The sequence below is a fragment of the Stackebrandtia albiflava genome (genome assembly GCF_007994225.1).
GTDB classification, from domain to species: Bacteria; Actinomycetota; Actinomycetes; order Mycobacteriales; family Micromonosporaceae; genus Stackebrandtia; species Stackebrandtia albiflava.
Genome location: NZ_VLLL01000005.1, coordinates 452411 through 465520, shown reverse-complemented (window position 1 = coordinate 465520; position 13110 = coordinate 452411). Strand labels below are relative to the sequence as shown.

The 13110-nt window shown below is 69.2% G+C and carries 10 protein-coding genes; 5 read left to right on the top strand and 5 right to left on the bottom strand.

Annotation, left to right across the window (positions count from 1 at the left end):
- Nucleotides 1-21: 21 nt before the first annotated feature.
- The 4 genes from LX16_RS03045 to ettA all read right to left on the bottom strand — a co-directional run bounded on the left by LX16_RS03045 (nucleotide 22) and on the right by ettA (nucleotide 3460).
- Complete coding sequence (locus LX16_RS03045) at nucleotides 22-453, bottom strand: DUF6069 family protein (protein ID WP_147132762.1); 432 nt, start codon at nucleotides 451-453, stop codon at nucleotides 22-24.
- Between the two features lie 119 nt (nucleotides 454-572).
- Complete coding sequence (locus LX16_RS03040) at nucleotides 573-1184, bottom strand: DUF8010 domain-containing protein (protein WP_147132759.1); 612 nt, start codon at nucleotides 1182-1184, stop codon at nucleotides 573-575.
- Between the two features lie 46 nt (nucleotides 1185-1230).
- The gene (locus LX16_RS03035; protein WP_211354253.1) at nucleotides 1231-1632 is read right to left on the bottom strand and encodes an acyl-CoA thioesterase; all 402 of its coding nucleotides are present in this window, start codon (nucleotides 1630-1632) and stop codon (nucleotides 1231-1233) included.
- Nucleotides 1633-1786: 154 nt separating this feature from the next.
- Nucleotides 1787-3460, bottom strand: coding sequence for an energy-dependent translational throttle protein EttA (gene ettA, locus LX16_RS03030; protein WP_147132756.1), 1674 nt, complete (start codon nucleotides 3458-3460; stop codon nucleotides 1787-1789).
- A 444-nt stretch (nucleotides 3461-3904) separates the two neighbouring features.
- On the opposite strand from ettA, the gene LX16_RS03025 reads away from it, so the two are divergent.
- From LX16_RS03025 to LX16_RS03005, 5 genes are all read left to right on the top strand, one after another.
- On the top strand, nucleotides 3905-5350 hold the full coding sequence (locus LX16_RS03025; RefSeq protein ID WP_147132753.1) for an alpha,alpha-trehalose-phosphate synthase (UDP-forming): 1446 nt from the start codon (nucleotides 3905-3907) through the stop codon (nucleotides 5348-5350).
- Between the two features lie 45 nt (nucleotides 5351-5395).
- Entirely contained in the window at nucleotides 5396-7960 is a 2565-nt protein-coding gene (otsB, locus tag LX16_RS03020) for a trehalose-phosphatase (protein WP_147132750.1), read from the top strand.
- A gap of 288 nt (nucleotides 7961-8248) precedes the next feature.
- The gene (locus LX16_RS03015; RefSeq protein ID WP_147132747.1) at nucleotides 8249-9607 is read left to right on the top strand and encodes an ABC transporter substrate-binding protein; all 1359 of its coding nucleotides are present in this window, start codon (nucleotides 8249-8251) and stop codon (nucleotides 9605-9607) included.
- Nucleotides 9608-9778: 171 nt separating this feature from the next.
- Nucleotides 9779-10762, top strand: a complete 984-nt coding sequence (locus LX16_RS03010; RefSeq protein ID WP_147132745.1) for a carbohydrate ABC transporter permease — start codon at nucleotides 9779-9781, stop codon at nucleotides 10760-10762.
- Nucleotides 10759-11685, top strand: coding sequence for a carbohydrate ABC transporter permease (locus LX16_RS03005; protein WP_147132742.1), 927 nt, complete (start codon nucleotides 10759-10761; stop codon nucleotides 11683-11685). The genes LX16_RS03010 and LX16_RS03005 overlap by 4 nt, the downstream gene beginning before the upstream one ends.
- Here the strand turns inward: LX16_RS03005 and cobA are convergent.
- The gene (cobA, locus tag LX16_RS03000) at nucleotides 11609-13012 is read right to left on the bottom strand and encodes a uroporphyrinogen-III C-methyltransferase (RefSeq protein ID WP_147132738.1); all 1404 of its coding nucleotides are present in this window, start codon (nucleotides 13010-13012) and stop codon (nucleotides 11609-11611) included. The two genes, LX16_RS03005 and cobA, sit on opposite strands and share 77 nt — an antisense overlap.
- Between the last annotated feature and the right edge of the window lie 98 nt (nucleotides 13013-13110).

Below are 13110 nucleotides of genomic sequence, written 5' to 3'. Positions count from 1 at the left end.
CCTCGATGCGGTGTACGAGGCTCATAGCCGCCCGAGCCGTGCGAGCAGTCGCAGTCCACCGACGAGGGCCACGGCCCCCACCACCAGGTGCATGAGCATGAGGACGGCGACGGTGAGCGCGGTGGTGCCACCCAGGGTGCTCGGCAGCGACAGCACGGTCACGGTGGCCGCGGTGATCACCCAGTTCCGGGCGGGCCGGGCGGTGCGGTTGAGGACGGCTGCGACACCGAGGCCGCAGGCGGTGGTGACGGCGGCACCGATCGGGATGGTGCCCGCGTCGACGTGGAACACCGTGCCGCCGGATTCGGCGACGAGCGGGTGACCGGCGATCGGGTCGGTGACCGCCCAGATCAGCAGGGGCAGGGCGGTCGCGGCGGTGAGCGTGAGTATCCACACCGGCCAACGCCGGCGCGGCGTCCCGGTGAGTCCGGTGGTCGTCGCGGTCGCGGTCATCGAATCCTCCACTGTGTCGTCCGTTGTCTTCGGTTACGACGTTACGGCGGAGGTGTACTCGCAGGTAGACCCGAATGTGGGTGATCCGGTGTGACAAACGGACCGGTCGGGGCGGTCGCTCAGGTCAGCATCCGCAACCCGGCGGACGGGTTCCACACGGCCCCGTGCACGCCTTCGAGGCCGATCCGGTCGCCCGATCTGCGGACGGCCACCGGTCCTTCCGGGGCGAAACCCATGCGGAGCAATCCGATCACGAGCCGCAGCCTGACGGTGTGGCGTTCGGAGCCGGTGGCGACGGTGAACGCGGTGTGGTCGAGGAGGGTGTCTCGCAGCCGTCGCTCCCCCACGGCCCTGCCCTCCCGCCGCGCCCGGTCCCGCGCCCGGTCCAGACTCTCGGCGGCCTGCCGGCCGATGCGCTGGCACTCCGCGGCGGTCAGTTCCTCGATGACGGGAGCCGCCGGGTCGGGAAGCATGCCGCGCCACTGGCCGTCGTACCGGGTGGGAACGGTGTCGCTCGTCAGTCCGTCCCACAGGTCGGCGGCGCGGACGGTGACGTCGCCGGGGGTCCGGCCCGGCATGGCGCGGGTCGCCAGTACGTGGAACGGCAGCACCGTCCACAACCTGACGCCGCCGTCCGGTTCCGGCCGGATCCTCACCAGGGCGGCGGGATCCAGCCGCCGCAGCCTCGCCAGGAAGGTCCGAAGGTCACCGGGTGCGGCGGTGCTGAGCATGGTGTCGAGCTCCTGAACTGTCGGACGGTCCGATGACGCGGATCCCTCAATCCTGCCAGGTCGCCAGGTAGGCGCGTTCGGCGTCGGTGACCCGGCGGGACCGGCCGGCCGCCAGGTCGTACGGGACCAGCACCGATCGGGCGCGGCTCGCGACCACACCGTCGGCGAACATCTCGTACGCCATGGTGAACGACGAGTTCCGGATCTCCTCGACCCACAGTTCGATCCTGACCACGTCGCCGTGGTCGACCGGGCGCAGGTAGTCGATCTCGTGCCGGGCGATCACGACCCCGCCCTCGAAGGAGCCCATACCGGTCTCCTTGGCGGCGGTGAACATGAGCGCCACTCGGGCCTCCTCGTACAGGGTGAGGAAGCGCGCGTTGTTGACGTGCCCGAAGGCGTCCATGTCGGACCACCGCAGCGGGCATTCGTACGGGAATCTGGCCACGGGATCCTCCTCGTCGGACGACTCCGGTGGCGCGGCCACCGGAGCGGAAGCATTGCCGGTGGCGCGGCCACCGGAGCTAATGCACTGTCGGTGGCGCCTGCGCCACCGGAGCGGATGAACGGCCGGTGGCGCGGTCGCGCCACCGGCCGGGCGATCAGTCGCGGGTGAGCTTGCGGTGGGTGACGCGGTGCGGTTTGGCGGCCTCGGGGCCGAGCCGTTCGATCTTGTTCTTCTCGTACGCCTCGAAGTTGCCCTCGAACCAGAACCACCGCGGCGCGTCCTCGTCGCCCTCCCACGCCAGGATGTGCGTGGCGACGCGGTCGAGGAACATCCGGTCGTGGGAGATGACCACGGCGCAGCCGGGGAACTCCAGGAGTGCGTTCTCCAACGACGACAGGGTCTCGACGTCCAGGTCGTTGGTGGGCTCGTCCAGCAGCAGCACGTTGCCGCCCTGCTTGAGGGTCAGCGCCAGGTTGAGCCGGTTGCGTTCACCGCCGGACAGCACCTTGGTCGGCTTCTGCTGGTCCGGTCCCTTGAAGCCGAACGCCGCGACGTAGGCACGGGAGGGCATCTCGACCTTGCCGACCATGAGGTAGTCGAGGCCGTCGGAGACGACCTCCCACAGGGTCTTGGACCCGTCGAGTCCCTCACGGCTCTGGTCGACGTAGGACAGCTGGACCGTCTCACCGACCTTGACCGTCCCGGAGTCGGGTTTCTCCAGGCCGACGATCGTCTTGAACAGGGTCGTCTTGCCGACGCCGTTGGGCCCGATGATGCCGACGATGCCGTTGCGGGGCAGGCTGAAGCTCAGACCGTCGATGAGGGTGCGGCCGTCGAAGCCCTTCACGAGGTTGTCGACCTCGATGACCGTGTTGCCCAACCGGGGTCCCGGCGGGATCTGGATCTCCTCGAAGTCGAGCTTGCGGGTCTTGTCGGCCTCGTTGGCCATCTCCTCGTACCGGTCGAGTCGCGCCTTCGACTTCGTCTGGCGGGCCTTGGCGTTGGAGCGCACCCATTCCAGCTCGCCCTGGAGCCGCTTGCGGAGCTTGGCGTCCTTGCGTCCCTCCACGGCCATCCGTTCGGCCTTCTTCTCCAGGTACGTGGAGTAGTTGCCCTCGTAGATGTGGGTCCGGCCGCGGTCGAGCTCCAGGATCCACTCGGCGACGTGGTCGAGGAAGTACCGGTCGTGGGTGATGGCGACGACGGTGCCGGGGTAGGCGGCCAGGTGCTGTTCCAGCCACAGGACGCTCTCGGCGTCCAGGTGGTTGGTGGGCTCGTCCAGCAGCAGCAGGTCGGGCTGTTCGAGGAGCAGCTTGCACAGCGCGACGCGGCGGCGCTCACCTCCGGAGAGGTGCGTGACGGGTTCGTCGCCGGGCGGGCAGCGCAGCGCGTCCATCGCCTGTTCGAGCTTGGAGTCGAGGTCCCAGGCGTCCAGGTGGTCGAGTTCCTCCTGGAGCCGGCCCATCTCGGCCATCAGCTCGTCGGTGTAGTCGGTGGCCATCTGCTCGGCGATCTCGTTGAACCGGGCGAGTTTCGCCTTGGTGTCGCCGACGGCGGCCTCGATGTTCCCGAGGACCGTCTTCGACTCGTCCAGCGGCGGCTCCTGGGCGAGCATCCCGACGGTGTAGCCGGGCATCAGCTTGGCCTCGCCGTTGGTGACGTGGTCCTGCCCGGCCATGATCTTCAGCAGGCTGGACTTACCGGCGCCGTTGGGCCCCACCACGCCGATCTTGGCACCCGGCAGGAAGTACAGCGTGACATTGTCGAGGACCACCTTGTCCCCGTGGGCGCGCCGCGCTCTTTCCATGGTGTAAATGAACTGGGCCACAAGCATCCCTCGGTTGAAACGAATTGCACAGACCGCTGACATCTTCGCAAGCGCGGACGCCGCCCCGGCATCGGGTCACCGGGCCATGCCGCAGATCGCAGCGCCCACGGCGTGTCGCGGTCCGGGCGACGCCCCGCGCGCCGCCGGGGGTAAAGCAGTCCGACGGTGACGGAAATTCCCGGCCCGGGCGCGACGACCGGAAGTCGCGCACGGGTCACGCGAACGGTTCCGAGCCGTAGGCTTGCTCCGGACCGCCTAAGAGCTCCTGGATTATCGACGTCTGATCAGGGAGGGACGCATCAGGTGGATGAATGGCAAGGCGGAGGGCCTCCTGCGTACCGGTGTTGTACGCAGGAGGCCCGACAACGCCGCCAGTCGCCGCCTGAGCGTTCCGAGCCGGACAGTTCGATGATTCAGGAGCTCTAGATCTTGGAAGGGATCACGATGCCTGAATCCGCCGAGAGTTCGTTCCTGGTAGTCGCGAACCGGCTGCCCGTGGACCGGTTGACGACACCCGACGGGGAGACCCGGTGGCGTCGCAGCCCCGGTGGCCTGGTCACCGCGTTGCAACCGGTGCTTCGCGCCGAGGCGGGCACCTGGGTGGGGTGGAGCGGCGACGAGGGCGCGGCACCGGAGCCGTTCACGCTCGACGGGATGCGCCTGTCACCGGTGTCGTTGACCGGTGAGGAACTGCGCGACTACTACGAGGGCTTCTCCAACGCGACGCTGTGGCCGCTCTACCACGACGCGGTCGAACAACCGGCGTTCCACCGGCACTGGTGGCGCTCCTACGAGCGGGTGAACCGGCGGTTCGCCGAGCGGGCCGCCGAGGAGGCCGGCCGGGACGCACTGGTGTGGGTCCAGGACTACCAGCTGCAACTGGTGCCGGCGATGTTGCGGAAGCTGCGGCCCGACGTGCGCATCGGGTTCTTCCTGCACATCCCGTTCCCGCCCACCGAACTCTTCATGCAGCTCCCCAACCGGCTCGAGGTGCTGCGGGGACTGCTCGGCGCGGACGTGGTGGGGTTCCAGAGCCCGGGAGCCGCCCAGAACTTCCTCCGGCTCACCCGGCAACTCCTCGACCTGCGGCCACGCGGGCACCGGGTCGTGGCCGAGGACGGCCGGGAGGTGCTGGCCGAGTCCTTCCCGATCTCGATCGACGTCACCGAGACCGAGGCCGTCGCCGGTACCGACGTCGTGAAGGACCGCGCCGCCGAACTGCGCCGTGAGCTGGGCGAACCCCGGCACGTCATCCTCGGAGTCGACCGGCTCGACTACACCAAGGGCATCGAACAGCGCATCAAGGCGTTCCGCGAGCTGCTCTCCGACGGGGAACTGTCGGTGCCGGACGTGGTGATGGTGCAGGTGGCGACACCGTCCCGGGAGCGGGTCGAGCACTACCGGGCGTTGCGCCGCACCGTGGAGCGCGAGGTCGGCCGCATCAACGGCGACTACGGCCGGGTGGGCGTCCCCGCGGTCCACTACCTCCACCAGTCGTACAACCGCCGGGAGCTGGCGGCGCTGTACCGCATCGCCGACGTCATGGTGGTGACGCCGCTGCGCGACGGCATGAACCTGGTCGCCAAGGAGTACGTCGCGACCCGGTTGGAGAACGACGGCGCCCTCGTCCTGTCGGAGTTCGCGGGGGCGGCGGCCGACCTGAGGCAGGCGTTCCTGGTCAACCCGCACGACCTCGACGCGGTGAAGTCCGGAATGCTCACGGCGATCCGCGCGCCCGTCGAGGATCGGCGCCGCCGGATGAAGGCGATGCGACGTTATCTGCGTGGACATGATGTGAAACATTGGGCGCGCGGTTTCCTCACCGCCCTCGGGGTGCCCGAGACCGCGACCGCGTACGATTCCGACAATATGCGCGAAACGTCCGATTGACTGTACCGCCGTTCATCGGCCTGACATCCTCCTGGGAACTCGTCTATGAGCCACATCGTTCCTCCCGCACCCACGTTCGACCCGGCGTTGAAGTCGGCGTTGGCGAGGTTGGCGCGGGCTCCCCAGCTGCTGATCGCCTGCGATTACGACGGCACGCTGGCTCCGATCGTGACCGATCCGTCCGCCGCGGCTCCCAGGCCGGAGTCGGTGACGGCGCTGCGCGCCCTCGCCGGTCTGCCGAACACCAAGACGGCGGTGATATCGGGCCGGGCGTTGCGTGACCTCGCGGCGCTGTCCCGGCTGCCGTCGGAGGTCCACCTGGTGGGCTCGCACGGTTCGGAGTTCGACATCGGTTTCGTGCACGCGTTGTCGGCCGAACAGGTGGGGCTGCGCAACAAGCTCATCGAGGCGCTCACCGCGATCGCCGACGGCCGCGACGGGGTCCGGTTGGAGCTCAAGCCCGCCGGTGCGGCCCTGCACACCCGCGAGGCCGACCGCGACGTGGCCGCGGAGGTGGTGAAGGAGGTCCGCACCGGTCCGGCGGCCTGGCAGGACGTCCAGGTGACCGAGGGCAAGGAGGTGCTGGACCTGTCGGTGGTCACCACCCACAAGGGGCACGCGCTCGACACGCTTCGGCAGCAACTCGGCGCCTCGGCGGTGCTGTTCCTCGGCGACGACGTCACCGACGAGAACGCCTTCGCCCACCTGCACGGCCCGGACGTCGCCGTCCGCGTCGGCGACGGCGACAGCCGCGCGCAGTACCGCGTGAAGGACACCATGGAGGTCGCCCAGTTGCTGGCGACCCTGCTGGACATCCGACGCAGTTGGCTGCACGGCGAGGACGCCCAACCGATCGAGCGTCACTCGATGCTCTCCGACGGCGCCAACTGCGCCCTGATGACTCCGGACGGCCGGATCAACTGGCTGTGCCACCCCCGGCCGGATTCCGGATCGCTGTTCGCGTCGCTGCTGGGCGGTACGCCCGCCGGTCACTTCTCGGTGGCCCCGGTGGCGGGCGGCCTGCCGCAGGGGCAGCGGTACGTCAAGGGCACCATGACGGTCGAGACGAAGTGGGCGGGCCTGACGGTCACCGACTGGCTGGACGCGGCGCCCCGCCGGTCCGGCGACCTCCACACCACGGTGCTGGTCAGGGAGCTGAGCGGCCGGGTTCCGGCCCGGGTGGAGTTCGCGCCGCGTCCCGACTTCGGGCAGTCCCCGGTCCGGCTGGAGCCGGTGGAGGACGGCCTGGTGGTCATGGGCGACAACGAGCCGATGCGGCTGCACTCCCCCGGCGTGGAGTGGCAGGTGTCGTCCGAGGGTGACCAGGACGTCGCGGTGGCGGAGATCCGGTTGACGGAGTCCGAGCCGGTCGTCCTGCAACTGCTGTGCGGCTCCGACGACACCCGCGTGGTGGAGACCTCCGTGGCGGAACGCCGCAGGCGGACCGAGGAGCCGTACCGGGAGTGGGTGGCGAGCCTGCAACTGCCCGCGGCCGACACCGAGATGGTCGCGCGCAGCGCCCTGACGTTGAAGGGCCTGTGCTACGAACCGACCGGCGGGATCCTGGCGGCGGCGACCACCTCGCTTCCGGAGCACCTGGGCGGCGTCCGCAACTGGGACTACCGGTTCACGTGGCTGCGGGACGCCTCCATGACGGCGCGCGCGCTGGTCGACCTGGGTTCGATTCACGAGGCGGAGAACTTCTTCTCGTGGGTGGCCGGTGTCGTGGAACGGACCGGTGGACACCCCGAGCGGCTCGCCCCGTTGTACACCATCGACGGACAGCCGCTAGGGCCCGAGGCGATCATCGACTCGCTGCCCGGCTACGCCGGCTCCCGGCCGGTGCGCGTGTCGAACGCCGCGAACCGGCAGGTGCAGTTGGACGTGTTCGGGCCGGTCGCGGACCTGGTCGCGGCGGTCGCCGATCGGCGCGGCGGCCTGACCGACTTCGAGACCCGGGTGATCACCTCGATGGCCGAGGCGGTGGAGCGCCGTTGGCACGAGGCCGACCACGGGGTGTGGGAGGAGCGGCAGGCGCCGCGCCACCACGTGTACTCCAAGGTGATGTGCTGGAGCACGATCGACCACGCGATCCGGTTGTCGGAGAAGTACGGCATGCCGGCGAAGTCGTCGTGGCGCGGGCTGCGGGACACCATCGCGGCGGACATCGTCGAGAAGGGCTGGAACGAGGACGTGGGCGCGTACACCGCCGCCTACGGTGACGCCGACCTGGACGCGGCGAGCCTGTGGGTCGGCATCTCCGGGCTGCTGCCGCCGGACGACCCGCGGTTCGTCAAGACGGTCAACACGATCGAGGCGGGCCTGCGCAGCGGCCCGACGGTGTACCGGTACCTGAAGGACGACGGCCTGCCCGGAACCGAGGGCGGCTTCATCCTGTGTGCCGCCTGGCTGGCGCAGGCGTATCTGCTGATCGGGCGGGTCTCCGACGCGCGGGAGCTGTACCAGCAGATCCTCGACTGCGCGGGTCCGACCGGGTTGCTCGCCGAGGAGTGGGACCCGTTGGCGGAGCGTGCCCTGGGCAACCACCCGCAGGCGTACTCGCACCTCGGGTTGATCAAGTGCGCGCTGCTGCTCGAAGGCGCCGAGTAACCGCCGACGACGCCACCGCCCCGGGTATCACGCCCGGGGCGGTGTTCATTCACCGGATATCACACATTCCACAACGCACCACCCGGCAACATTTCCGATACATAAAAATAAATCGATACGCATACGCCGCCGTAACCTTTTGATAACGGCGTATTGACAATTAGCATGGCGCGCACCACTCTTGCGAGAGTGTCCGCGCCGTGCGCTGTGCCCGGCCCGGACGACTACCCCCGCACCGTGCCGCCCCGAACCCCCATGGCCGGTGCCGACGAGGAGAGATCCGGATTAATGACGATCCAAAGAAGACGGCGTTTCGCGGCGCTGACCGGCGCAGGTATGTGCGCGGCCATGGTCGTGACGGCCTGCGGCGCACCGTCGGAAGACAGTGGACTGTCTGAAGAGGAACTAGACTGCGCCACCTACGAGGAGTTCGGCGACTTCACCGAGGAGAAGCCGGCGGTCTCGATATACACCCCCATCACGGACGCCGAAGGCGACGCCTTCGAACAGGCGTGGGCGCCGTTTGTGGAATGCACCGGCATCCAGATCCAGTACGAGGGCAGCAACGACTTCGAGGCCCAGATCGAAGTCCGCGTCACCGGCGGTGACGCACCCGACATCGCCTTCTTCCCGCAGCCGGGCCTGATGGCGCGGTACAAGGACGACATGGTGCCGGCCTCCGACGCCCTGGCCGAACGCGCGGCCGCCGGGTGGAGCGAGGACTGGCTGCAGTACGGCACCTTCGACGGGACCCTCTACGCCCAGCCGATGAGCGCCAACCTGAAGTCCCTGGTGTGGTACTCGCCCAAGCTGTTCAAGGACAACGGCTACACCGTCCCCGAGACCTGGGACGACCTCATCAAGCTGTCCGACACCATCGCGGCAGACCTGGCCGGCACCGAGGGCGCCAAGCCGTGGTGCGCCGGCATCGACTCCGGTGAGGCCACCGGCTGGCCCGTCACCGACTGGGTCGAGGACATGATGCTGCGCGAGCACGGCGGCGACGTCTACGACCAGTGGGTGTCGCACGAGCTGCCGTTCAACGACTCCAAGGTCGCCGACGCGGTCGACAAGGCCGGCAGCATCCTCAAGAACGAGGACTACATGAACGGCGGCTACGGTGACGTCGGCTCCATGACCGGTGTCTCGTTCGAAGAGGGCGGCCTGCCCATCCTGGACGGCACCTGCGCCCTGCACCGGCAGGCGTCGTTCTACAGCGCCCAGTGGCCCGACGGCACCGAGGTGGGCCCCGAGGGCGACGTGTTCGCCTTCTACCTGCCCGGCAACACCGCCGACGACAAGCCGCTGCTGGGCGGCGGCGAGTTCGTCGCCGCGTTCCGTGAGGCCGAAGAGGTCGACGCGGTCCGCCAGTACCTGGCCAGCGGCCTGTTCGCCAACGCCCGCATGAAGACCGGCGCCTGGGCCTCCGCCCACGCCGACGCGGACCCGGCCAACGCCGCCGACCCGATGATGCAGCTGACCGTCGAGCTGTTCCACGACGAGGGCGCCGAGTTCCGGTTCGACGCCTCCGACCTGATGCCCGGCCACGTCGGCTCCGACTCGTTCTTCGACGAGATGACCCAGTGGATCAACGGCAAATCGACCGGTGACGCCCTCGACGCGATCGAGGAGACCTGGGAGAGCTGAACAGCGGTATGACGGCTCCGGCGCCCGGCCCCACCGGCCTCGACGCCTGGTGACCGGGACGCCCGACCACCGCGACTGCCGCAGGCCCGGCATACACACCGGTATGCCGGGCCTGCGTCGTTCCGGCGTCATCCCGACCGCCGGGGCCACCGCTGTCTCCCGGAGGAGACTATGACTTTCGACTTTCTCGACCAGATCCCCAAGTTCGTCGTACTCGGTGTCGGTGTCCTGGCGTTCCTGCTGGTGGTACTCGGTGTCCTGTACGTCGGCAACATCGTTCCGCACCGGCCCAAGAGCCTCACGGCCGGTCTGGTGTTCCTGATCCCGACGCTCGTACTCGTCTCGATCGGCCTCGTCGTGCCTGCCATCCGCACGACCGTTCTGTCGTTGGGCGACAGCCGTGGCGAGGGCTTCGTCGGACTCGACAACTACGTGTGGATCTTCACCGATCCCCAGATCCTCGGGGTGGTACGCAACAGCGCCCTGTGGGTGGTCCTCGTGCCGTTGGTCGCCACCGCGGTCGGCCTGGTCTACGCGGTCATCATCGACCAGACCAGGCTGGAGAAGCTGGCCAAGACCCTGGTGTTCCTCCCGATGGCGATCTCGTTCGTCGGCGCGGCCATCATCTGGAAGTTCGTCTACGACTACAAGCAGATCGGCGACCAGATCGGGTTGCTCAACCAGTTCATGGTGTGGCTGTTCGGCGAGGGCGCCACCCAGCACTGGCTCACCATGCCGTTCTGGAACAACCTGTTCCTCATCGCGGTCATGGTGTGGATCCAGGCCGGATTCGCGACCGTGGTGCTGTCGGCGGCGATCAAGGGCGTCCCGTCCGAGATCATCGAGGCGGCCCGCCTGGACGGCGTCAACGCCTGGCAGATGTTCTGGAAGGTCACCGTGCCCTCCATCCGGCCGGCCATCATCGTGGTGCTCGTGACCATGTCGATCGCCTCCCTGAAGCTGTTCGACATCGTCCGGACCATGACCGGCGGCCGTAACGGCACCAGCGTCCTGGCGTACGAGATGTACGCCCAGTCGTTCCCCGGTCAGCAGACCGGCCGGGGCGCCGCGCTCGCGGTGGTGCTGTTCCTCCTGGTCATCCCGATCGTGGTCTACCAAGTCCGCAACCTGCGGCAGCGCAAAGAGGTCCGATGAGTAACAGAGTGGAACCAGTAGTGCTGGCAAAGCGGGCGAGGAAGCGGTTCTCCCGGCCGTGGGCGAGCCTGACCGCCATCGTCATCGCCCTGTTGTGGACCACGCCCACCTTCGGTCTGCTGCTGTCGTCGTTCCGGCCCGAGGAGGAGATCAAGACCACCGGATGGTGGACCTTCTTCTCGCAGCCGAACTTCACCATCGAGAACTACAACGAGGTCCTGTACGGCAGCGGGTCGAGCGGACGGCTCGCCGAGGCGTTCATCAACTCGCTGGTCATCACCATCCCGTCGGTACTGTTCCCCATCGCGTTCGCCGCCCTGGCCGCGTACGCGCTGTCCTGGGTGGAGTTCAAGGGCCGCGACTGGCTGTTCGTCGGCATCTTCGCGCTCCAGGTGGTGCCGCTGCAGATGGCGCTCGTACCGTTGCTGAGCTTCTTCTCGCAGGGCGTCGACGTCGGAGGGTTCACCCTCATGCCGGCGTGGGACCTCGAAGGCGAGTGGAAGTTCGTGCAGGTGTGGTTCGCGCACACCGCGTTCGGCCTGCCGTTGTCGGTGTTCCTGCTGCACAACTTCATGTCGGAGCTGCCGGGCTCGGTCATCGAGTCGGCCCGCGTGGACGGGGCCAGCCACGGCGCGATCTTCCGCAAGATCGTGCTCCCGCTGATCACCCCCGCACTCGCGTCCCTGGCGATCTTCCAGTTCCTGTGGGTCTGGAACGACCTGCTCGTGGCTCTGGTGTTCGCCTCCGGTTCGGAGACCAGTCCGCTCACGGCGAGACTCGCCGACATGGCGGGAAGTCGCGGCGGTGAGTGGCAGCGCCTCACGGCGGGCGCTTTCGTGTCGATCATCATCCCCGTCGCGGTGTTCCTGACACTGCAGCGGTACTTCGTCCGCGGCCTGTTGGCCGGCGGTGTGAAGGGCTGATCCTTCGACCTGACGAAGGGCGCGGCGGTGAACGCCGCGCCCTTCGTCGTCTACGAGGCCGCCCTTGATCCTGCTGTTCCGCTGCGCGTCGCCCGGTCGGCACGCACGAGGGCCGGGAGACGGCCGCTAAGTCCCGCGACGGGGTCCGCCGCCGGGCGACCTCACCGACGACCACGACCGCAGGTGACGTCACGCCGGGATCGGGCAGGTCCGCGAGCGTCCCACGCCACTCCCGCTGACGCGCCGAGGCGGCGTCCATCACCGCCACCACGGGGGTGCCCGGGTCACGCCCCGCCTCCACCAGCCTGGCCGCGATCGCCCCCAGCCGACGGACCGCCATCAACAGCACGATCGTCCCCGAACCCGCGCCCAGCCGGTCCCAGTCGACCAGGCTGCCGGGGTCGTCCGGGGCCAGATGACCGCTCACCACCGTGAACTCGTGGACCAGCCCCCGTTCGGTCACCGGGACCCCCACCAGCGCCGGTGCCGCCAACGCGCTCGACACCCCGGGGACGACCCGCACGGGGATGCCCGCCGCCACCGCGGCGTCCATCTCCTCACCGCCGCGCCCGAAGACGAACCCGTCGCCGCCCTTGAGCCGGACCACCCGCTTACCGGCGGCGGCCCGGTCCAGCATGACGCGGATGATCTCCGCCTGGTCGAGTTGGCGTCCGTAGGGGATCTTCGCGGCGTCGACGACCTCCACGTCGTCGGCCAGGTCCTCCAGCAACTCCCCCGGCGCGAGCCGGTCGGCGATGACGACGTCGGCGGTGCGCAACGCCCGTCGACCGGCCACCGTGATCAGGTCGGGGTCGCCGGGGCCACCACCGACCAGTGTCACCTCACCGGTCGGGCCACTCCGCCGGAACCGGGGCGCGGTCAACTCGCCCGCCTCCCACCGCGCGGCGATCCCGTCACGCAGCGCGGCGGCCCGCCGGGGGTCACCGTCGGCGAACGCCGCCACCGTCAACCGGTCGTGGCGGGTCACGGCCGGGGTCCAGGCCGACGCCGCGGCGGCGTCGTCGGCGCGGACGCAGAAGATGCGGGCGTCCTCGGCGAGGGAGGAGATCTCCTCGTTCACCTCGGGGTCGTCGGTGGCGACCACCGCCAACCAGGCTCCCGCCAGGTCGGAGGGCGTGAAACCACGCCGCTCCCACCGCAACGCGCCCGACTCCGCGAGCGCCTGCAGGGAGGTGTGGGCGTGCGGCGCCACCAACAGCACGTCGGCACCGGCCTCGAGCAGCCGGGGCACGCGCCGCAACGCGACACGGCCGCCCCCCGCCATCAGTACCCGGCGGCCGGTCAGCCGCAGTCCGAGTGGATACATCGCGCCCTCCTGTGACGGTGGCGCCGGCTCGGTCGGCGGCGACGCCGGAGCAACCCTAAGGCGTGGCCGGAGAGACCGCACACGGCGCCGTCGCGGTT